The organism is Pseudomonas sp. MM213 (genome assembly GCF_020423045.1).
Lineage (GTDB): Bacteria > Pseudomonadota > Gammaproteobacteria > Pseudomonadales > Pseudomonadaceae > Aquipseudomonas > Aquipseudomonas migulae.
On record NZ_CP081943.1, the window covers coordinates 3,531,914 to 3,551,843 of the forward strand.

Here is a 19,930-nt window from a genome sequence, read left to right on the forward strand (position 1 = left end):
CGCGGGCAAGCCTCGCTCCTACAGATTTTGCGCAAATCCTGTAGGAGCGAGGCTTGCCCGCGAAGCTTTTAAAGCGCCAGCGGCGCTCTTTCGCACAAGGCGTTCAACGCCTTCGCCCACTGCGGATCATCGTTGAGGCACGGCACCAGCACCAACTCCTCCCCTCCGCTTCGCGGAACTGTTCTTTCCCGCGATCACCGATTTCTTCCAGCGTCTCGATGCAATCGGCAACGAACGCCGGGCACATCACCAGCACCTTTCTCACGCCCATTCCCGCCAACTCATCAAGGCGCGCTTCGGTGTAGGGTTCGATCCATTTCGCTCGACCCAGCCGCGACTGAAACGACACCGACCATTTGCCGTCCGGCAGGCCCATGCGCTTGGCGAATTCCGCTGCGGTGCGCAGGCACTGGCCGCGATAACAGGTCGCGACGACTTCCGGCGGCGCACCGGCGCAGCAATCGCCGCCACCTTCAAAACTGTGCCCCGGGTTGAGCTTCTTCAGATGCCGCTCCGGCAAGCCATGGAAGCTCAGCAACAGATGATCGAAGTCCTGCTCCAGATGCGGTTTGGCGCTGGCCACCAGGGCATCGATGTATTCCGGCTGATCATAGAACGGCTCGAGTATCGAGAACTGCACATTGAGTTTGTGCTCGCTCACCACCCGCTTGGCTTCCTCGATCACCGTGGTCACGGTGCTGTCGGCGAACTGCGGATAAAGCGGCGCGAGGGTAATTCGCTTGTGGCCCTGGGCGGCGAGTTGCAGCAGTTTCGACTCAATCGACGGCTCGCCATAACGCATCGCCAGTTCCACCGGCCCGTGGCTCCACTGTGCACTCATGGCCTGTTGCAAGCGGCGGCTGAGCACCACCAGTGGCGAGCCCTCCTCCCACCAGATCGAGGCGTAGGCGTGGGCCGACTGCTCCGGGCGTCTGATCAGAATCAGCGAGACCAGCAAACGGCGCACCGGCCATGGCAGGTCGATCACATACGGGTCCATCAGAAATTGATTGAGGTAGCTGCGCACATCCGCCACCGAGGTGGAGGCAGGTGAACCCAGGTTGACCAGAAGCAACGCGTGATCGGTCATGCAACGTCCTATTTCAGAGGCGGCTGGACAAGTCGTCCAGAGCCGCACGCAGGTCAGTGAACTGGAAGGTGAAGCCCGCTTCCAGCAAGCGCGCCGGGACAGCCTTCTGGCCGCCCAGCAACAGCAATGACAACTCGCCCAGGCCCACCTTCAAGGCCAGGGCCGGCATGGGCATGAACGCCGGGCGATGCAGCACGCTGCCCAGCGTCTTGGCAAATTCGCGATTGCGCACCGGTTTGGGCGCGCAGGCATTATAAGGACCGCTGGCGCTTTTCTGATGCAGAAGAAAATCAATCAAGGCAATTTGATCCTTGATATGGATCCACGGCATCCATTGCCGACCAGTGCCCAAAGGCCCGCCCAGCCCCAGTTTGAACGGCAGCAACAGCCGCGACAAAAAGCCGCCCTCGGCCGACAGCACCAAGCCGGTGCGAACGAAGATCACGCGAATGCCCAAGGCTTCGGCACGCTGAGCGGTTTCTTCCCAGGCAATGCACAACTGACTGGCAAAATCATCGATCACCGGAGGGGAATGTTCAGTCAACTCCCGCTCGCCCCCGTCGCCATACCAGCCAATGGCGGAGCCCGAAATCAACACCTGCGGTTTTTGTTCACGGCTTTCGAGCCATGCCAGCAAGGTTTCCGTCAGGGTGATGCGGCTGCTCCACAGCAAGGCTTTACGTCGGTGAGTCCAGAGCCGGTCGGCAATCGGCGCACCCGCGAGGTTGATAATCGCATCCACCGGTTCCTGACCGAGGTCCTCGAGTCGGGCCACCGCGCGCACCTGGGCGCCACAGACTTTCGCGACTTTGGCCGGCGTCCGGCTCCAGACGCTCAGACGATGTCCCTGACTCAACCAGTGGCGGCAGAGCTGACGTCCTATCAAACCAGTACCGCCGGTCAGCAATATGTGCATGACTTCTTCCTCGCGTGGCGTTTTACCCTGATCACTAGTCTATTTTTATAAGCAGGGATCTTTGATATCGGGCAGGGTCTGTGTTTAACAATAGGCCAAGCTGTCAGAACGAGAACGCTAAAAGTTATACCGAAAAACAATATTGTACAGGTTTCAACCACGGCGTAGTCTGTACAGAAAGGTAAACGAGGCCCCTATGACTGTACCTATCGCAATCATCGGCACCGGCATTGCCGGACTCTCAGCCGCCCAGGCCCTTACGGACGCAGGGCATGTCGTTCAACTTTTCGATAAAAGCCGCGGCAGTGGCGGGCGCATGTCGAGCAAGCGCAGCGATGCGGGTGCGCTGGACATGGGCGCGCAATATTTCACTGCACGTGATCGCCGCTTTGTCACTGAAGTCCAGCGTTGGCAAGCCAAAGGCTGGGTCGCCGAATGGGCGCCGCAGCTTTATACCTACCACGGTGGCCAGCTCAACCTGTCGCCGGACGAGCAGACGCGCTGGGTCGGCACGCCACGCATGAGCGCCATCACCCGTGGCCTGATTGGCGATCTGGAAGTGCATTTTGCCTGCCGCATTACCGAGGTCTATCGCGGTGAAGAACACTGGCATCTGCAGGATGCCGAAGGGTTCACTCATGGCCCGTTCAGTCACGTGATCGTCGCCACGCCAGCACCGCAAGCGACCGCCTTGCTGGCCTCCGCGCCGAAACTCGCAGGCGCCGCCGCCGGGGTCAAAATGGACCCGACCTGGGCCGTCGCACTGGCCTTCGATACTCCGCTGGATACACCCATGGAAGGCTGCTTCGTGCAAGACAGCCCACTCGACTGGCTGGCGCGCAACCGCAGCAAACCGGGGCGCGACAACACCAAGGACACCTGGGTATTGCACGCGACCAGCACCTGGAGCCGGCAACATATCGACCTGTCCAAGGAAGCCGTGATCGAGCAACTGCACGGCGCGTTCGCCGAACTGCTCCACAGCGCCATGCCTGCGCCGAGCTTCAGCCTCGCGCACCGCTGGCTCTACGCCCGCCCCGCCAGCAGCCATGAATGGGGCACGCTGGCCGATGCCGACCTGGGTCTTTACGCGTGTGGCGACTGGTGCCTGTCCGGTCGTGTCGAAGGTGCCTGGCTCAGCGGTCAGGAAGCCGCCCGTCGCCTGCACGAACACCTGCAGTGAACCGCATCAACCCGAGCAAATTGCTGCTGTCGAAATGGACAGCAGCCCAGCCGCAAAACCGCGAAAAACATTTTCTGGTCATCGAGCTGTTCCGCGACGAGGAAGGCACGGTGCTGGACGTCGAATTGCAGGCAGTGCTAACCAAGCGCAATCAACGCCTGAGCTGGCAAACCCTGAAAAACAGCGACGCCTGGATCTCGGGCTGGAACTAGATCCTGTAGGAGCCGGCTTGCTGGCGATTCAGGCACTGCGGTCCCTCAGGAACACCGCGTCATCGTTCATCGTCGGAACGCCGCCCGCAGCAAGCCGGCTCCTACAGGAGACCAACACAGCAGAATACTTATACAAACAATTTGACTTGTACACCTTTGAATCTATGATGAAACACATGTTGTACAGAAATTAAATTCTGTACAGGTTTGGATTCGAGGTGCTCCGATGCTCCACGCCAGCGCGAAACCGAAAATCGCCATCAGCGCCTGCCTGATGGGCGCCGAGGTGCGTTTCAATGGCGGGCACAAGGAATCGCGGCTGTGCAGCCGCACCCTCACCGAGTATTTCGATTTCGTCCCGGTGTGCCCGGAAGTCGCCATCGGCCTGGGCATTCCTCGCCAGCCCATTCGACTGGTCGGCGACGCTGAACGCCCCGAAGCCATCGGCACTGTTCACCCCGAACTGAATGTCACCCGGCCGCTGGCCGATTACGCCCGGAAGATGGCCGCCGAGCTGGACGATGTCTGCGGCTACATCTTCATGCAGAAATCGCCGTCGTGCGGACTGGATCGGGTCAAGGTCTACCACGCCAACGGTGCGCCGGTAGACGGCGGTGGCCGCGGCATCTATGCCCAGGCTTTCTGTGCGTTGCACCCGGACCTGCCGGTGGAAGAAGACGGCCGGCTCAACGACCCGGTGCTGCGGGAAAACTTTCTCACCCGCGTGTTCGCCTACAGCGCCTGGCAACAGTTGCTGCAAGCAGGCCTGACTCGTCGCGGCTTGACCGAATTTCACTCGCGCTACAAATACCTGCTGATGGCCCACAACCCGGTGCAGTACAAAACCCTGGGCAATCTGCTGGGCAACATGGGCCGGATCGACCCGAAAGAACTCGGCCCACGTTATTTCAGCGAACTGATGGCGGCCTTGAAAAAGTGCGCCACGCGCCGCACCCACACCAACGTCCTGCAACACATCAGTGGTTACCTCAAGCAGGTCATCACCGCTGAAGACAAACAGGAAGTGCAACACGTCATCGGCCAGTACCGCCACGGCATCGTGCCGCTGGTGGTGCCGCTGACGCTGCTCAAACATCACTTTCGCCAACACCCGGACCCGTACATTGCGCAACAGGTTTACCTGCAACCGCACCCGGAAAACCTCAGCCTGCGAAACGCGATCTGATGAAAATCCCACTCGACACCAGTGCCCGCGAAGACCTCGGCGCCGACTTCAAGAAAGCCCTCGATGAGGGTTGGCTGCCAATTCGTGAAGTGGCCCGGCAGACCGGCGTCAACGCCGTCACCTTGCGCGCCTGGGAACGGCGTTACGGTTTGATCGTGCCGCAACGCACGCCCAAAGGGCATCGGCTGTTCAGCGCCGAACACGTACAACGCATCCTGACAATCCTCACCTGGCTCAATCGCGGCGTGGCCGTCAGCCAGGTCAAGCAACTGCTCGACACCCCGCAAGCCTTTGGCGAATCGGTCGAAAATGATTGGCAGGTGATGTGCAACACGCTGCTGCAAGCAGTCACTCGGCTCAACGAACGCACCCTCGATGACACCGTCAACCAGGCGATCGCGTTGTACCCGCCGCGGACTTTGTGCGAACAACTGCTGATGCCGTTGCTCGCCGAACTTGAACAACGCTGGCAAGGCCAGTTTGGCGCGCAGATGGAGCGCGTGTTTTTTCACTCCTGGTTACGCAGCAAATTCGGCGCGCGCATCTACCATAACAACCGTCAACTGCGCACTGCACCGCTGCTGTTGATCAATCACTCCGACCTGCCGCTGGAACCGCATCTGTGGCTCACCGCGTGGTTGATCAGCAGCGCCGATTGCCCGGTGGAAGTGTTCGACTGGCCGTTGCCGGCGGGCGAGCTCGCACTGGCAGTCGATCACCTGCAAGCCCGTGGCGTACTGCTGTATTCCAGCAAAGCCATGAACCTTGCGCAGCTGCCGAAACTTTTCAACGGTGTCAGTTGCCCAAAAATGATTGCCGGACCAACGGTATGCATCCACCACGCCGAGTTGTCCGTAAAAACCACAGAGATTGCTGAATTGTTCCTGGCCGAAGATCCGTTATCGGCGCATCAGGACCTGGTACAGCGCGGGCTTATTTAAATGAATCGTACGGACACCACCATGCAATTGATCTGGCTGCGCAGCGACTTGCGTCTACATGACAACACCGCTCTCTCGGCTGCCGCTTCCCGGGGGCCGAGCGTGGCGGTGTACCTGTTGAGCCCGGAACAATGGCGCGAGCATGACGACGCGCCGTGCAAAGTGGATTTCTGGCTGCGCAACCTCCGTGAACTGAGCCACGCACTCGGCGAGTTGAACATCCCGTTGCTGATTCGCACGGCCTCTCGCTGGGATGAAGCGCCGAAGGTTCTGCTCGACCTGTGCCAGCAGTTGAAGATCGACGCGGTGCACGTCAACGAGGAGTACGGCATTCACGAAAGCCGTCGTGATGCGGCGGTGGCCGACGCACTGAAAACCAAAGGCATCGACTTCTATAGCTACCTCGATCAGCTTCTGTTCAGCCCCGGCACCGTGCTGACCAAGACCGGCACCTATTTCCAGGTCTTCAGTCAGTTCCGCAAAGTCTGCTACGACCGTCTGCACCGTTCATTGCCGAGTCTCGTCAGGGCGCCAGCGGTGCAATCGAAGCTGAACATCGACAGCGATGAAATCCCTTCAAGCGTTGCAGGCTTCGACACGCCCAGCGACACCTTGCGCGCGCTCTGGCCCGCCGGTGAAGCCGAAGCCCGACGCCGTCTGGACACCTTCGCCGATGCGCAGATCGACTACTACAAAAGTGAGCGTGACTTCCCGGCCAAACCCGGCACCAGTCAGCTCTCGGCTTACCTGGCGGCCGGCGTCATTTCCCCGCGCCAGTGCTTGCATGCCGCCCTGCAAAGCAATCAGGGCGAGTTCGAAAGCGGCAAAGTCGGCGCCGTCACCTGGATCAACGAATTACTGTGGCGCGAGTTCTACAAACACATTCTGGTGGGCTACCCGCGCGTCTCCCGTCACCGCGCCTTCCGCCCGGAAACCGAAGCCCTGGCCTGGCGCGATGCCCCCGACGAACTGGCAGCCTGGCAAGAAGCGCGCACCGGTCTGCCGATCATCGACGCGGCGATGCGCCAACTGCTTGAAACCGGCTGGATGCACAACCGTTTGCGCATGGTGGTGGCGATGTTCCTCACCAAAAACCTGCTGATCGACTGGCGTGAAGGCGAACGTTTTTTCATGCGGCACCTGATCGATGGCGATCTCGCGGCGAATAACGGCGGCTGGCAATGGAGCTCATCCACCGGCACCGATTCGGCGCCCTACTTCCGGATTTTCAACCCGCTCAGCCAATCGGAAAAATTCGACAGCGAAGGCCTGTTCATCAAGCACTGGTTGCCGGAGCTGGCCGGTCTGAACAAGAAAGACGTGCACAACCCGGCGAACCTCGGCGGGTTGTTTGGCGTGGCAGGTTATCCGTCGCCGATCGTCAATCTAAGTACATCCCGTACACGCGCGCTGGCGGCTTTCAAAAACCTGCCGTCGCGACAGAACGCGGGAGGCGGTTATGAGTGATTTCCTGCGCCGCTTCGCCTGGCAGTTTGCCGAGCTGAACAAAGACAACCTGCAGCGCCTGAATGAACTGTACGCCGACGACGTGCACTTCACCGATCCGCTGCACGAAGTACAGGGCCTCGCGCATTTGTGCCGCTATTTCAGCGAGCTCTATGCCAATGTCAGCGAACTGCGCTTTGATTTTCACGGCTTCGACCAGATCGGCGAAGGCGAAGGTTATCTGCGCTGGGTCATGAGCTACCGCCATCCGCATCTGGCCGGCGGGCGCTTGATTCGGGTGGAGGGCTGCTCGCACCTGCTCTGGCGTGACAAGGTTTATCGCCACCGGGATTACTTCGATGCCGGGGCACTGCTTTACGAACATGTACCCGTATTGGGCCGGGCTATCGCCTGGTTGAAAAGGAGAATGGGATGAGCCTTACACCTCCACGACGATATTGGCTGACTGGCGCCAGCAGTGGCATTGGCGCCGCGCTGGCCGAGGAGATTCTGAAAACCGGCGCCCATCTGGCGGTCAGTTCACGTTCGCTGGCGCCGATGAAAGTCTTGTCGCAACGCTATCCCGGGCAAGTGCTGGTGGTGGCGGGTGACCTGACCAACAGCCAGACCGTACGCGAAATCGGCGAGCAGATCGCGCAAGACTGGGGCTCGCTGGATACGGTGATTCTCAATGCTGGCACCTGCGAATACGTCGACGTTCAGCAGTTCGATTCGTCGCTCGTCGAGCACGTGGTGCGCACCAATCTGCTGGCCAGCAGTTACTGCATCGAAGCCGCCCTGCCGCTGTTGCGCAAAGGCCTTGCGCCGCATCTGGTGGGCGTCGCCAGTTCGGTGACTTACCTGCCGCTGCCACGGGCGGAGGCGTATGGCGCGTCGAAGGCCGGGCTGCGTTATCTGTTCGAATCGTTGCGTATTGACCTGGCGCCCGAAGGCATCGAAGTCACCGTAGTCAGCCCGGGGTTCGTCGAGACTCTGCTGACGGCGAAGAACGATTTCCCGATGCCGCTCAGTTGGCCGGTGGGCAAAGCGGCGCGGCACATCTTCGAAAAACTGAAGCATCGGCCACTGGAGATCGCGTTCCCGGCGCTGTTCATGGCGGCGCTCTGGCCGCTGTCGAAAATGCCCAACCGGGTGAAGCTCGCCATCGGCAAACGCATGGTCCGCAGCAGTCCGCCGATCAAGGACGTGCCGTGAACATCGCCATCATCGGCAGCGGCATCTCGGGGCTGACCAGTGCTTACCTGCTGAATCGCCGCCACGAGATCACCCTGTTCGAGGCCGATGACCGGGTCGGCGGCCACACCCACACCGTGGACGTGAAGGTCGATGGCGAGCGTCATGCCGTGGACACCGGTTTCATCGTGTTCAACGACTGGACCTACCCGAACTTCATTCGCTTGCTGGGTCAGATCGGCGTGGGTTTCAAAGCGACCGAGATGAGTTTCTCGGTCACCGATCCGGACAGCGGCCTGGAGTACAACGGCAACAACCTCAACAGCCTGTTCGCCCAGCGCCGCAACCTGCTGTCACCGGGGTTCTGGGGCATGCTGCGCGACATTGTGCGCTTCAACAAACGCGCCCGGCTCGACCTGTCCGAGGGCCGGATCGCGGCGCACACCACGCTCGACGAATACCTCAAGGCCGGCGGTTACGGCGAGCGGTTCATCCTGCATTACATCGTGCCGATGGGTGCGGCGATCTGGTCGATGCCGATGGCCGAAATGCTGAATTTTCCGCTGCAATTCTTTGTGCGGTTTTTCAAGAATCACGGTTTGCTGTCGGTCAACAATCGCCCGCAATGGCGTGTGATCGAGGGCGGATCGAGTGCTTACATCGCACCGTTGACCGCAACCTTTAACCGGAAGATCCGCCTCAACTGCCCCGTGATGCAGGTCGAGCGCGATGCCGATGGCGTCGTGATCCACAGCAGCGCCGGCAGCGAACGCTTCGACAAAGTGGTGTTCGCCTGCCACAGCGATCAGGCGCTGAAACTGCTGGCCAAACCGAGTGATGCCGAACAGTCGATCCTCGGCGCCCTGCCCTACGCCGACAACGAAGTGGTGCTGCACACCGACACGCGCCTGCTGCCGTCGCGCACACTCGCCCGGGCCAGCTGGAATTACCGCCTCGGTGGCGCCGGCCATACGCTGGCGGCGGTCACCTACGACATGAACATCCTGCAAGGCATCCAGAGCGACACCACGTTTTGCGTCAGCCTCAACCAGAGCGCCGGCATCAGCCCGGCCATGGTGCTTGGCCGATTCACCTACGCCCATCCTCAATACAGCCTGGCGGCGGTGGCGGCGCAGGAGCGCTGGGAAGAATTGAACGGCGCGCAACACAGCTTTTATTGCGGCGCCTACTGGGCCAACGGTTTCCATGAAGATGGCGTGGTCAGCGCGTTGCGCGTGGCCCGCTCGTTCGGGGAAGTGCTGTGAACAGCGCGTTCTACAGCGGCTGGATCGCCCATCGGCGGTTTGCCCCAAGGCGCCATGAATTCCGCTACCGGATCGGCCTGCTGTACCTCGATCTCGATGAACAGGACGCCGTACTCGGGTTATCGCCGCTGTCGGGCAACCGCCGCTTCTCGCCGTTTTCGTTTCGCGAAAGCGACTACCTCAAAGCCTTCACCGGCAATGGCATGCGCCTGATCGATGCGGTGCGCGAACAGGTCCGCCAGGCCATTGGTCATGCGCCACAAGGTTCAGTCTGCCTGCTGACCCAGCCCCGCAGTTGGGGCCTGGCGTTCAACCCGGTGAGCTTTTTTTATTGTTACGAAGCCGACGGCCAACTGGCGGCAATCGTTGCCGAAGTCACCAATACCCCGTGGCGCGAGCGTTATCACTACGTGTTGCCGGCCAGGACACCGGATGACCTGCGCGATTTCCATCAGCATTTCGCCGTGGCCAAGGCCTTTCATGTGTCGCCGTTTCTGCCACGCGATCTCGAACACCGCATGAGCTTCAGCCCTGTCGCGAAAAAACTCGGCGTGCACATGGCCGACTGGCAGGGCGAACTGAAGCTGTTCGACGCCACGCTCAACCTGAAACGCGAAGCCCTGAGTCGCGCCAGCCTGCACCGGTACCTGCGGCGCTTTCCGTGGATGACCGCAAAAACCTGCCTGGCGATTTATTGGCAAGCCCTACGCCTGCTGTTCAAACGCGTGCCGATATTTGCTCATCAAGCTGCCGACGGCAGCTTTCAAACCGCCACCGTTCCGCCCAAGGATCGCCGCCATGAAATCCTCTAGCGTCTCGGCCAAAGCCACTCTACTCAGCACTAACGGCTTGACCGGGACGTTGCTGCGTCGCGGTGTGCTGCGGCAACTGGCGCACCTCAAGCACGGGCAACTGGTGGTGATCGAGGACGGCGAGCGGCAGGTCTTCGGCACCGCTGGCAGTCATTTGCAGGGGGAAATCCACATCCTCGACGCAGCGGCGTGGGGGTTGGTGGCGAGTAACGGTTCGATCGGCGCGGGCGAGGCATTTATCCACGGTTACTGGAGCTCGCCGGACCTGACGGCGGTGGTTCGCGTGTTCGTCAGTAACCTTGAAGTACTTGATTCGCTGGAAGGTGGCCTGGCGAAACTCGGCCGGCCCTTCGTTCAAGGCCTGCACTGGCTCAACCGCAATACACGCAAGGGTTCGCAGAAAAACATCGCCGCTCACTATGACCTGGGCAACGACCTGTTCGAACAGTTTCTAGACCCGACCATGATGTATTCGGCCGCACAATTTCTAAGTCCCGAGGACAGTCTGGAACAGGCGCAGCTGAACAAACTGGAGCGGATCTGCCAGAAACTCGACCTCAAGCCCAGCGATCATCTGCTGGAAATCGGCACCGGCTGGGGCAGCATGGCGCTGTACGCGGCGCAGAATTATGGCTGCAAAGTCACCACCACCACGCTGTCCAGGGAGCAGTACGCGTTTACCGCGCAACGGATCGAAACCCTCGGGTTGCAAGATCAGGTCACGTTGTTGCTCAAGGATTACCGCGACCTCACCGGGCAGTACGACAAACTGGTGTCGATCGAGATGATCGAAGCCGTGGGCCATCGCTTTCTGCCGACCTACTTCAAGCAGTGTGCGCACTTGCTCAAGAGCAATGGTTTGATGCTGTTGCAGGCGATCACCATCCGCGAGCAGCGCTACGAGCAGGCCAAGGGCAGTGTCGACTTCATTCAGCGCTACATCTTCCCCGGCGGCGCCCTGCCCTGCGTGCAGAAAATGCTCGAGATCGTCAGCCGCGACACCGACATGAACCTGCTGCACATGGAGGATTTCGGCCTGCACTACGCGCGAACCTTGCGCCTGTGGCATGAGAATTTTCGCCGCGCCCAAGGCCGCCTGAGCGAATTGGGCTACGACGATTATTTCCTGCGGCTGTGGGAGTTTTACCTGTGCTACTGCGAAGGTGGTTTCCTGGAGCGCACCATCGGCACCGCACAGTTGCTGCTGGCCAAACCTTCGGCGATCACCGCGCCGCTGCTCGGCCGTTTCGATGCTTGAACGCCTGGCCAACGCCGTGCTGTTCCAGCTCGGCTGGCTTGCCTGCGTGATCGGCGGCAACAGTCTGTGGTTATTGGTGGCGCTGGGCGCTTTGGTGATTCACCTGCTGTGGATAAGTCGCTGGGCGGACGAAGGCCGGCTGATTCTCAGCGTTGTGCTGCTGGGCACGACCGTCGACAGCTCATTGCGCTGGCTGGGGGTGTTCGAGTTCAACGATGTCGCGCCGCTGATTCCCCTATGGCTAATGCTGTTGTGGGCATTGCTGGCCACGACGTTGCGCCATTGCCTGCAATGGAGCGCAACGCCCTGGTGGCTGGGCTGCTTGCTGGGCGCCGTGGGTGGGCCGTTGTCGTATTACGCGGGAGGACAACTGGCCGGGGTGCAATTCCCTTACGGCCAATTACCGACGCTGATCGGCATCGGATTACTCTGGGCGCTGCTGTTTCCCACGCTGCATTTCATGGCCCGGCGCCTGGCGTCGTCCGCCCCCCACGACTGAGCGTCCGTCCGGCCTTTCACACAGCACCGACCGACTGACTTACACTGCGTGCCATGAAAACCATTCCCCACACGCAAATCACCGAGCCTGCGGTCACGTGCTCGACCTGCGCGGCCTGCTGCTGCCAGCTCGAAGTGATGCTGATCACCGACACGGGCGTGCCCGAACGTTTTATCGATACCGATGATTGGGGCGGGGAAGTCATGCTGCGCCTGGACGACGGCTGGTGCGCCGCGCTGGATCGCAACACGATGATGTGCACGATCTACGAAAAACGCCCGCTGATCTGCCGGGAGTTCGAGATGGGCGCACCGGAGTGCATCGAAGAGCGCCAGGGGATTAGCACGGCGTATCGATGATTTAGAAATGTGTTGCCTGATCTGACGCCTTCGCGGGCAAGCCTCGCTCCTACAGGTTTTGCGATATGTCGTAACGGTGAATACGACATGAAACCTGTAGGAGCGAGGCTTGCCCGCGAAGCTTTTAGTCTTACAACGGCATCGTGTAGTGCAGCGCGTAACTTTCTACACCATCGTTCGGGCTGCTGAGCCCCGCATTGGAATAGTGCGTCGCACGAATCCCGACTTCATGCCCGCCCGCAAAACGCAGACCGAAGCCAAAACGGTCTTCGAACTGAAAGGCACTGCCCAGTTCGTTGCCTTCAAGTTCGGTATTCGAGAACGCCGCCACGCCAACCCCGAGCTCTAGATAAGGTTTGACGTTCTGACCGGCAAACTCATAAACAAGCACCGGCGAGAAAGACAGGCTGTGGTTGCTGGAAGTCTTGTCGCCTTCCCAATAGGTGTAGGCACCACTCCAGTAACCGGTCAAACGACCGACGTCACTTTGCAACCAGCTCTTGTCCCAATCGAATTGCATGCCCAATCGATAGGTCATGGTCGAATCGCTGGTCTGGCCGACCCCGAACTCCACGCCTGCCGCCTGTGCGGTAAAACTTTGCCCCATCAATGCGGTCGCAATCGCGGCCAAGCAGAATAGTCGCTTCATAGAAACATCCTTTTCCGTACGATTTCGTATGGTTTTTTTGTTGCTTACCGCAATAGAAGCCGACGTTTAATCAGAAGTTCACCCCAATTACCCGTTTCCCCAAACTACCTATTGAAGCTTTGCACAACGCCAGCGGTATTCCACAGTATCGGCAAGATATTTCTGAAATGTTCCGGATCGGCACTCGTCCAGAATTGCGCTGCGCGAGCTGGACCTTCAGCCAGCAATTCACGCTCGGCCAACAGCCGCTGAAGTTGTCGCGCGACGGCGGCGCCGGTATCGATCAGGCTGATGTCCTCGGGGATCATCTGCTTAAGCAACGGCTTTAGGAAGGGGTAATGCGTGCAGCCGAGAATAATCGTGTCGCAGCCTGCGGCGAGCAGCGGCCCGACATAGCGGGCCAGCAACTCACGCAGGGCGGGACTGTGCAGATCGCCGTTTTCAATCAGCTCCACCAGCCCCGGGCACGGCTGAGTGATCACCTGCACATCGGTGGCGAAACGGTCGAGCAACGCAGCGAACTTGGCGCTCTGCAAGGTGCCCGTGGTGGCGAGGACACCGACCACGCCGCTGCGGGTCGCGGCGGCGGCCGGTTTGACCGCAGGCTCCATGCCGACGATGGGCCACTCGGGGAAGTCGCGCCGCAAATCGGCAACACCGGCCACCGTCGCCGTGTTGCAGGCCAGCACCAGGGCCTTGGCGCCTTGCTGCTGAAAAAAATCGGCCATCACGCTGCAACGATGGCGAATGAATTCCGGGGTTTTCTCGCCGTAAGGAATATTGCCGCAATCGGCGACGTACAGCAGAGACTCGTTGGGCAGCAAACGCTGGACCTCGGCCAGCACCGACAGCCCACCGACCCCGGAGTCGAACACGCCAATGGGCGCTTCACGCATGTTTCGGCCCACAGACGCTGCAGCCCGGATCGCGCTTGACGCGCAATTCACGGAAGCGCGAACCCAAGGCATCGATCAACAACAGGCGTCCTACCAGCGGTTCGCCGAAACCGGCCAGCAGTTTCATGGCTTCCAGTGCCTGAAGGCTGCCGACCAGTCCCACCAAAGGACCGACGACGCCCGCTTCACTGCACGTCAATTCAGCTTCGCTGCCGTGCCCGTATAAGCAGTGGTAGCACGGACTGTCCGGACGGCGCGGGTCGAACACCGACAATTGCCCTTCAAGACGAATCGCCGCGCCGCTGACCAGCGGCTTGCCGGCCGCCACGCACGCAGCGTTGACCGCTTCGCGGGTGGAAAAATTGTCGGAACAGTCGAGGACCAGATCCACTGTGGCCACCACAGCGGCCAGGGAATCTTCGTCCAGCGCGGCACGATGGGCGACCAGCTTGATCTCGGGGTTGATCGCGCTCAGGCGGCGGATCGCCGAATCGACCTTGGTCTGGCCGACGCTGTCGGTGTCGTGAATGATCTGGCGTTGCAGGTTGGTCAGGTCGACGGTGTCGAAGTCCGCCAGATGCAGCTCACCGACGCCCGCGGCGGCGAGGTACAGCGCAACCGGCGAACCGAGGCCGCCGAGACCGATGATCAACACGCGGCTTTCTTTCAATCGCAACTGGCCGTCGATGTCGACGTGTTGCAACAGAATCTGCCGACTGTAGCGCAACAATTCCTGATCATTCAGCACGGCAGGCGCCCCAGGCTGATCCGTTGGTGACCGCCCAGATCGGTGCGGCTGTGGACTTCTTCAAAGCCGCGGGTCTGCAACAAATCGCGCACGGCTTCGGCTTGATCATAACCGTGTTCGAGCATCAGCCAGCCGCCCGCTTCCAGATAATCCGGGGCCTGGGCGACGATCAAACGCAGATCGTCGAGCCCGTCGACTCCAGCCACCAAGGCACTGGCCGGTTCGAAACGCACATCGCCTTCCACCAGATGCGGATCGGCGGATGCAATGTACGGCGGGTTGCTGATGATCAGCTGAAAACGCTGACCTTCCAGGGCGCTGAACCAATGACTGCTCAGCACGGTGGCGTTGTTCAGGTGCAAACGCTGACGATTGCGCTCGGCCAAAGCCACGGCTTCGAGTACACGATCCACAGCGGTGACGCTCCACGCCGGACGCTCGCTGGCCAGGGCCAACGCAATGGCGCCGCTGCCGGTGCCGAGATCGAGTACCTTCGCGGGCGTGGCGGGCAACAATTCCAGCGCGGCTTCCACCAGCAATTCGGTGTCCGGGCGCGGGATCAAGGTGTGCGGCGCAACTTCCAGATCCAGTTTCCAGAAACCTTGCTGACCCAGAATGTAAGCCACCGGCTCACCGCCACGACGGCGTTGCAGGTACTCGGCAAACTTCAGCGCGGCGTCGCTCGGAACGATGCGCTCCGGCCAGGTGTGCAGAAAACTGCGGGACTTGCCCAACGCCGCCGCCAGCAGCAATTCGGCATCAAGACGCGCCGTCGGCGAGTCGGGTAAATCAGCGGCGCGCAACAAACTGGCAATGATCGTCATTTAGTCACCTATCGCTGCCAATTGGTCGGCCTGGTATTCGGCCAGCAACGGTTCGATCACCGCATCGACACCGCCCGCGAGAATTTCGTCGAGGGAATACAGCGTCAGGTTGACCCGGTGGTCGGTGACCCGGCCCTGGGCAAAGTTGTAGGTGCGGATGCGCTCGGAGCGATCACCCGAACCGACCAGCAACTTACGCTCGCTGGCGATGGCATTCGCCGCTGCGCTGGTCTGCTGGTCATTGAGCTTGGCCGACAGCCAGGACATCGCCCGGGCGCGGTTCTTGTGCTGGGAACGTTCTTCCTGGCACTCGACGACGATACCGGACGGCAAGTGCGTGATGCGGATCGCCGAGTCCGTCTTGTTGACATGCTGGCCACCGGCACCGGAAGAACGGTAGGTATCGATCCGCAGGTCCGCCGGATTGATCTCGATCGCTTCCTGCTCGTCCGGCTCGGGCAATACCGCCACGGTGCACGCCGAGGTGTGGATACGCCCCTGGGATTCAGTGGCCGGAACCCGTTGCACGCGGTGCGCGCCGGATTCGAATTTCAGCTTGCCGTAGACGTTGTCGCCTTCGACGCGGGCGATGACTTCTTTATAGCCGCCATGCTCGCCCTCGTTTTCCGAGAGGATTTCCACACGCCAGCCGCGACGCTCGGCGTAACGCGAATACATGCGGAACAGGTCGCCGGAGAAGATCGCCGCCTCGTCACCGCCAGTGCCGGCGCGGATTTCAAGGAACACGTTGCGCCCGTCGTTCGGGTCCTTGGGCAGCAGCATGCGTTGCAGGCTGGCTTCGATCTCGATCAATTGCTCTTTGGCTTCGCGGACTTCTTCCACGGCCATTTCACGCATGTCCGGGTCGTTGTCCTTGAGCAGTGCCTGGGCGCCTTCGAGGTCGCTCTGTACTTTGAGCAACTGTTTATAGGCGTCGACAATCGGCTCGACTTCCGCGTATTCCTTGGAATAGGCGCGGAATTTGGTCTGGTCGGAAATGACCTCGCCGTCGCCAAGCAAGGCGGTCAATTCCTCGAAACGGTCCTGGAGGATGTCCAGCTTATTGAGCAGTGACGCTTTCATTGCGGTTTTTTATCCGAAAAGCTATCCGATGAGCCCTCACCGAGGGCAAAGAGTTCCTGGGCCATGGCCAGTGCGTCGAGGCGACCTTCGGCTGAGAGCTTTTTCAACTGCACGCTCGGGGCGTGCAAGAGTTTGTTGGTCAAGCCACGCGCCAGTTGCACCAGCACGTCTTCGGCGCTGCTGCCGTTGGCCAGCATGCGTTGGGCCTTCTGCAATTCTTCGTCACGCAGACGCTCGCTTTGTTGGCGATAGGCCTTGAGTACATCCACCGCTGCCAGTTCACGCAGACGGATCATGAAATCTTCGGCGCCGACCGAAACCATCTCTTCCGCCGCTTGCGCAGCGCCTTGACGGCTCTTGAGGTTTTCGGCGACCACTTCGTGGAGATCGTCGACGCTATAAAGGTAAACGTCGTCCAACTCGCCGACTTCAGGCTCGATATCGCGCGGTACGGCGATGTCCACCATGAAGATCGGTTTGTGCTTGCGCAGTTTCAAGGCACTTTCCACCGCACCTTTACCGAGGATCGGCAACTGGCTGGCGGTGGAACTGATGACGATGTCGCTGCGCACCAGTTCGGCCGGGATGTCCGAGAGCAACACGGCATGGGCGCCAAACTGCTCGGCCAGAATGCTTGCGCGCTCCAGGGTGCGGTTGGCGACGACGATGCGTTTTACCCCCAGTTCATGCAGATGGCGGGCGACCAGGGTGATGGTCTCGCCGGCACCGATCAGCAAGGCCTGGCTGCGTTGCAGGTCGCTGAAAATCTGTTTCGCCAGGCTGACTGCGGCAAACGCCACGGACACCGGGTTTTCGCCGATGGCGGTGTCGGTGCGCACTTGTTTGGCCGCATTGAACGTGGCCTGGAACAAACGCCCGAGCAGCGGACCGATGGTGCCGGCCTCGCGGGCCACGGCGTAGCAGGATTTCATCTGGCCGAGGATCTGCGGTTCGCCCAGCACCAGCGAATCGAGCCCGGAGGCGACCCGCATCATGTGACGAACTGCCGCATCATCTTCGTGCACATAAGCGCTCGCGCGCAGCTCGTCGAGGCTCAGATGGTGATAATCGGCCAGCCAGCGCAGCACGATGTCCGCCGAAAGGTGATCCTGTTCTATATAGAGTTCACTGCGATTGCAGGTGGAGAGGATCGCAGCTTCGCGGCTGTCGGTGAGTCGGCAGAGCTGCTGCAAGGCCTCCACCAGCTGCTCAGGGGTAAAGGCCACGCGCTCGCGGACGTCTACTGAAGCAGTCTTGTGGTTAATACCGAGTGCAAGGAAGGCCATTCAAGGTCGCTGATGGTGACGTGAAGCCGGCAATTGTCCTACTTCGACAGATTCAGAACAACTACTCGATCTCTATTGACCTGGTAGCCGATGCCCGGGCTTGCGAGCGGTTCTCGTTTACCCGACTTCCACGCAACCTTTGTAGGAGCCGGCTTGCTGGCGATGGTCGTGAACGATGGCGCATTTATTCCTGGAAAGGATGCGGCGCCTGCAAGTCCATCGTCGGAACGCCGCCCGCAGCAAGCCGGCTCCTACAAGGGTTTGTCGCGTGCGTCAGGGAAAATGCCCGGCCGGTTATGTTTGGCCGAAGGCTTGTGTCATGATGATCTGACCGCAGGTTAGTCGTCCTCTTCCTATATGAATAGATCTTCCGCGTTGCTCCTCGCTTTTGTCTTCCTCAGCGGCTGCCAGGCCTTGGCACCCGTTTCGTCGGACGGTACGTCGCCGGTCGAAGACAGCACTCCGGCCCCTGAAAAGCCCAAGGTCTACAGCTCATTCAGCGAAGAAACCATCTTCAGCCTGTTGAGCGCCGAACTGGCTGGCCAACGCAATCGTTTCGACATTGCGCTGGACAACTACGTGACCCAGGCCATCAACACCCAGGATCCGGGCATCTCAGAACGGGCGTTTCGCATCGCCGAGTACCTGGGCGCCGATCAGGCTGCCCTGGATACCGCGCTGATCTGGGCGAAAAACGCCCCGGACGACCTCGAGGCGCAACGGGCTGCTGCCGTGCAACTGGCGCGCGCCGGGCGTTATGACGACTCCATGGCCTATATGGAGAAAGTCCTGCAAGGCAAGGGCGACACGCATTTCGATTTCCTGGCCCTGTCTGCAGCCGATACCGATCAGGAAACCCGCAACGGCCTGATGAAAAGTTTTGACCGTTTGTTGCAGCGTCACCCCAGCAACAGCCAGCTGATTTTCGGCAAGGCCTTGTTGATGCAACAGGACGGCGACAGCAAAGGCGCACTGACGCTGCTGGAAGACAACCCGCCCGATGACGGCGAAATAGCCCCGATTCTGCTGCGCGCACGCCTGCTGCAAACGCTCAATCGTGGTGATGAAGCGTTGCCGCTGCTGCAAAAAAGCATCAAGAAGTACCCGGACGACAAACGCCTGCGCCTGACGTATGCCCGCATGCTGGTCGAACAGGACCGGATGGACGACGCCAAAGTCGAGTTTTCGAGCCTGGTTCAGCAGTACCCCGAAGACGACGAATTGCGTTACTCCCTGGCGCTGGTGTGCCTGGAAGCCAAGGCCTGGGACGAGGCCAAGGGCTACCTGGAAGACCTGATCGCCCGAGAAAGCCATGTCGACTCGGCACACCTGAACCTCGGCCGTATCGCTGAAGAGCGTAACGATCCCCAAGGCGCCCTGATCGAATACGCCAAGGTCGGCCCAGGCAATGACTACCTGCCGGCACAGTTGCGTCAGGCCGATATCCTGATGAACAACGGCAAGACCGCCGAAGCGCAAAGCCGCCTGGCGGCCGAGCGTGACGAACAACCCGATTACGCGATTCAGCTGTATCTGATCGAAGCCGAAACCCTGTCCGCCAATAAACAGGGGGACAAGGCCTGGAATGTTCTGCATAAAGCCTTGCAGCAATACCCGGACGATCTGAATCTGCTGTACACCCGCGCCATGCAGGCGGAAAAACGCAATGACCTGGCGCAGATGGAAAAAGACCTGCGGCTGATCATCAAGCGCGACCCGGACAACGCCATGGCGCTGAACGCCCTCGGCTACACCTTGTCCGACCGCACGACGCGTTATGCCGAAGCCAAGGCCCTGATCGAACAGGCACACCAGATCAATCCGGAAGACCCGGCGGTACTCGACAGCCTCGGCTGGGTGAATTTCCGCATGGGCAATCTCGACGAAGCGGAAAAACTGCTGCGCAAGGCGCTCGATCGCTTTCCCGATCAGGAAGTGGCCGCTCACCTCGGCGAAGTCCTGTGGGCCAATGGCAAACAACGCGAAGCCAAACAAATCTGGGGCAAGTTCCTCAAGGAACAACCCGACAGCCCAATCCTGCGCGGCACCATCAAGCGCCTGACCGGATCAGAGACTCTTTAAG

20 protein-coding genes and 1 pseudogene are annotated in these 19,930 nt (G+C 60.4%); 13 read left to right on the top strand and 8 right to left on the bottom strand.

The genetic code is table 11. The annotated features are described in order from the left end of the window. Window positions 1-68: 68 nt before the first annotated feature. Together hemH and K5R88_RS15995 are read right to left on the bottom strand one after the other, a co-directional pair. Window positions 69-1,090, bottom strand: a pseudogene (gene hemH, locus K5R88_RS15990) (ferrochelatase). Window positions 1,091-1,103: 13 nt separating this feature from the next. After that, window positions 1,104-2,006 carry a TIGR01777 family oxidoreductase gene (locus K5R88_RS15995; protein WP_226298032.1) on the bottom strand — a complete coding sequence of 301 codons (903 nt, stop codon included), beginning with the start codon at window positions 2,004-2,006 and terminating at the stop codon, window positions 1,104-1,106. 196 nt (window positions 2,007-2,202) lie between these two features. Here K5R88_RS15995 and K5R88_RS16000 point away from each other — a divergent pair, with 196 nt between their 5' ends. The 12 genes from K5R88_RS16000 (at window position 2,203) to K5R88_RS16055 (ending at window position 12,361) form a co-directional block, all read left to right on the top strand. Then, the gene (locus K5R88_RS16000; protein ID WP_008037229.1) at window positions 2,203-3,189 is read left to right on the top strand and encodes an NAD(P)/FAD-dependent oxidoreductase; all 987 of its coding nucleotides are present in this window, start codon (window positions 2,203-2,205) and stop codon (window positions 3,187-3,189) included. Beyond that, window positions 3,186-3,401 (top strand): TIGR02450 family Trp-rich protein, encoded by a 216-nt coding sequence (locus K5R88_RS16005; protein WP_223450260.1) that lies wholly within the window; start codon window positions 3,186-3,188, stop codon window positions 3,399-3,401. The genes K5R88_RS16000 and K5R88_RS16005 overlap by 4 nt, the downstream gene beginning before the upstream one ends. A gap of 226 nt (window positions 3,402-3,627) precedes the next feature. After that, window positions 3,628-4,587, top strand: a complete 960-nt coding sequence (locus K5R88_RS16010; protein WP_226298033.1) for a YbgA family protein — start codon at window positions 3,628-3,630, stop codon at window positions 4,585-4,587. Beyond that, window positions 4,587-5,528 carry a MerR family transcriptional regulator gene (locus K5R88_RS16015; protein WP_223450258.1) on the top strand — a complete coding sequence of 314 codons (942 nt, stop codon included), beginning with the start codon at window positions 4,587-4,589 and terminating at the stop codon, window positions 5,526-5,528. Before K5R88_RS16010 ends, K5R88_RS16015 begins: the two co-directional genes overlap by 1 nt. 21 nt (window positions 5,529-5,549) lie before the next feature. Further along, complete coding sequence (gene phrB / locus K5R88_RS16020; RefSeq protein ID WP_226298034.1) at window positions 5,550-6,995, top strand: deoxyribodipyrimidine photo-lyase; 1,446 nt, start codon at window positions 5,550-5,552, stop codon at window positions 6,993-6,995. Continuing rightward, window positions 6,988-7,410 (top strand): nuclear transport factor 2 family protein, encoded by a 423-nt coding sequence (locus tag K5R88_RS16025; protein ID WP_226298035.1) that lies wholly within the window; start codon window positions 6,988-6,990, stop codon window positions 7,408-7,410. Before phrB ends, K5R88_RS16025 begins: the two co-directional genes overlap by 8 nt. After that, window positions 7,407-8,189, top strand: a complete 783-nt coding sequence (locus tag K5R88_RS16030; RefSeq protein WP_226298036.1) for an SDR family NAD(P)-dependent oxidoreductase — start codon at window positions 7,407-7,409, stop codon at window positions 8,187-8,189. Before K5R88_RS16025 ends, K5R88_RS16030 begins: the two co-directional genes overlap by 4 nt. Further along, window positions 8,186-9,433, top strand: a complete 1,248-nt coding sequence (locus tag K5R88_RS16035) for an NAD(P)/FAD-dependent oxidoreductase (RefSeq protein ID WP_226298037.1) — start codon at window positions 8,186-8,188, stop codon at window positions 9,431-9,433. The genes K5R88_RS16030 and K5R88_RS16035 overlap by 4 nt, the downstream gene beginning before the upstream one ends. Next, on the top strand, window positions 9,430-10,245 hold the full coding sequence (locus tag K5R88_RS16040; RefSeq protein WP_008025869.1) for a DUF1365 domain-containing protein: 816 nt from the start codon (window positions 9,430-9,432) through the stop codon (window positions 10,243-10,245). The genes K5R88_RS16035 and K5R88_RS16040 overlap by 4 nt, the downstream gene beginning before the upstream one ends. After that, complete coding sequence (locus tag K5R88_RS16045; protein ID WP_008025867.1) at window positions 10,232-11,503, top strand: SAM-dependent methyltransferase; 1,272 nt, start codon at window positions 10,232-10,234, stop codon at window positions 11,501-11,503. Before K5R88_RS16040 ends, K5R88_RS16045 begins: the two co-directional genes overlap by 14 nt. Beyond that, window positions 11,496-12,002 (top strand): DUF2878 domain-containing protein, encoded by a 507-nt coding sequence (locus K5R88_RS16050; protein WP_226298038.1) that lies wholly within the window; start codon window positions 11,496-11,498, stop codon window positions 12,000-12,002. The genes K5R88_RS16045 and K5R88_RS16050 overlap by 8 nt, the downstream gene beginning before the upstream one ends. A gap of 53 nt (window positions 12,003-12,055) precedes the next feature. Then, entirely contained in the window at window positions 12,056-12,361 is a 306-nt protein-coding gene (locus K5R88_RS16055) for a YkgJ family cysteine cluster protein (protein WP_008025864.1), read from the top strand. A 130-nt stretch (window positions 12,362-12,491) separates the two neighbouring features. Here the strand turns inward: K5R88_RS16055 and K5R88_RS16060 are convergent, their stop codons facing one another. From K5R88_RS16060 to hemA, 6 genes are all read right to left on the bottom strand, one after another. After that, window positions 12,492-13,010, bottom strand: coding sequence for an acyloxyacyl hydrolase (locus K5R88_RS16060; RefSeq protein ID WP_226298039.1), 519 nt, complete (start codon window positions 13,008-13,010; stop codon window positions 12,492-12,494). A 104-nt stretch (window positions 13,011-13,114) separates the two neighbouring features. Next, a complete protein-coding gene (gene murI / locus K5R88_RS16065) occupies window positions 13,115-13,906 on the bottom strand; it encodes a glutamate racemase (RefSeq protein ID WP_226298040.1) in 792 nt (263 codons plus the stop codon). Then, entirely contained in the window at window positions 13,899-14,654 is a 756-nt protein-coding gene (locus K5R88_RS16070) for a molybdopterin-synthase adenylyltransferase MoeB (RefSeq protein WP_008025859.1), read from the bottom strand. The genes murI and K5R88_RS16070 overlap by 8 nt, the downstream gene beginning before the upstream one ends. Beyond that, entirely contained in the window at window positions 14,648-15,478 is an 831-nt protein-coding gene (gene prmC, locus K5R88_RS16075; RefSeq protein ID WP_008037210.1) for a peptide chain release factor N(5)-glutamine methyltransferase, read from the bottom strand. Before prmC ends, K5R88_RS16070 begins: the two co-directional genes overlap by 7 nt. After that, window positions 15,479-16,561, bottom strand: a complete 1,083-nt coding sequence (gene prfA / locus K5R88_RS16080; RefSeq protein ID WP_008025856.1) for a peptide chain release factor 1 — start codon at window positions 16,559-16,561, stop codon at window positions 15,479-15,481. Beyond that, window positions 16,558-17,847, bottom strand: coding sequence for a glutamyl-tRNA reductase (hemA, locus tag K5R88_RS16085; RefSeq protein ID WP_008025854.1), 1,290 nt, complete (start codon window positions 17,845-17,847; stop codon window positions 16,558-16,560). The genes prfA and hemA overlap by 4 nt, the downstream gene beginning before the upstream one ends. Window positions 17,848-18,204: 357 nt before the next feature. Between hemA and K5R88_RS16090 the strand changes: the two genes are divergently transcribed. Beyond that, window positions 18,205-19,929, top strand: a complete 1,725-nt coding sequence (locus K5R88_RS16090; RefSeq protein ID WP_226298041.1) for a tetratricopeptide repeat protein — start codon at window positions 18,205-18,207, stop codon at window positions 19,927-19,929. The last annotated feature ends 1 nt before the right edge of the window (window position 19,930 follow it).

Bases quoted from the DNA above. Each gene is read 5' to 3' on its own strand.
- prfA (WP_008025856.1), bottom strand. From the start codon at position 16,561: ATGAAAGCGTCACTGCTCAATAAGCTGGACATCCTCCAGGACCGTTTC.
- K5R88_RS16030 (WP_226298036.1), top strand. From the start codon at position 7,407: ATGAGCCTTACACCTCCACGACGATATTGGCTGACTGGCGCCAGCAGT.
- K5R88_RS16000 (WP_008037229.1), top strand. From the start codon at position 2,203: ATGACTGTACCTATCGCAATCATCGGCACCGGCATTGCCGGACTCTCA.
- K5R88_RS15995 (WP_226298032.1), bottom strand. From the start codon at position 2,006: ATGCACATATTGCTGACCGGCGGTACTGGTTTGATAGGACGTCAGCTC.
- K5R88_RS16015 (WP_223450258.1), top strand. From the start codon at position 4,587: ATGAAAATCCCACTCGACACCAGTGCCCGCGAAGACCTCGGCGCCGAC.
- K5R88_RS16090 (WP_226298041.1), top strand. From the start codon at position 18,205: ATGAATAGATCTTCCGCGTTGCTCCTCGCTTTTGTCTTCCTCAGCGGC.
- K5R88_RS16055 (WP_008025864.1), top strand. From the start codon at position 12,056: ATGAAAACCATTCCCCACACGCAAATCACCGAGCCTGCGGTCACGTGC.
- K5R88_RS16050 (WP_226298038.1), top strand. From the start codon at position 11,496: ATGCTTGAACGCCTGGCCAACGCCGTGCTGTTCCAGCTCGGCTGGCTT.
- prmC (WP_008037210.1), bottom strand. From the start codon at position 15,478: ATGACGATCATTGCCAGTTTGTTGCGCGCCGCTGATTTACCCGACTCG.
- hemA (WP_008025854.1), bottom strand. From the start codon at position 17,847: ATGGCCTTCCTTGCACTCGGTATTAACCACAAGACTGCTTCAGTAGAC.
- K5R88_RS16060 (WP_226298039.1), bottom strand. From the start codon at position 13,010: ATGAAGCGACTATTCTGCTTGGCCGCGATTGCGACCGCATTGATGGGG.
- K5R88_RS16045 (WP_008025867.1), top strand. From the start codon at position 10,232: ATGAAATCCTCTAGCGTCTCGGCCAAAGCCACTCTACTCAGCACTAAC.
- murI (WP_226298040.1), bottom strand. From the start codon at position 13,906: ATGCGTGAAGCGCCCATTGGCGTGTTCGACTCCGGGGTCGGTGGGCTG.
- phrB (WP_226298034.1), top strand. From the start codon at position 5,550: ATGCAATTGATCTGGCTGCGCAGCGACTTGCGTCTACATGACAACACC.
- K5R88_RS16025 (WP_226298035.1), top strand. From the start codon at position 6,988: ATGAGTGATTTCCTGCGCCGCTTCGCCTGGCAGTTTGCCGAGCTGAAC.
- K5R88_RS16010 (WP_226298033.1), top strand. From the start codon at position 3,628: ATGCTCCACGCCAGCGCGAAACCGAAAATCGCCATCAGCGCCTGCCTG.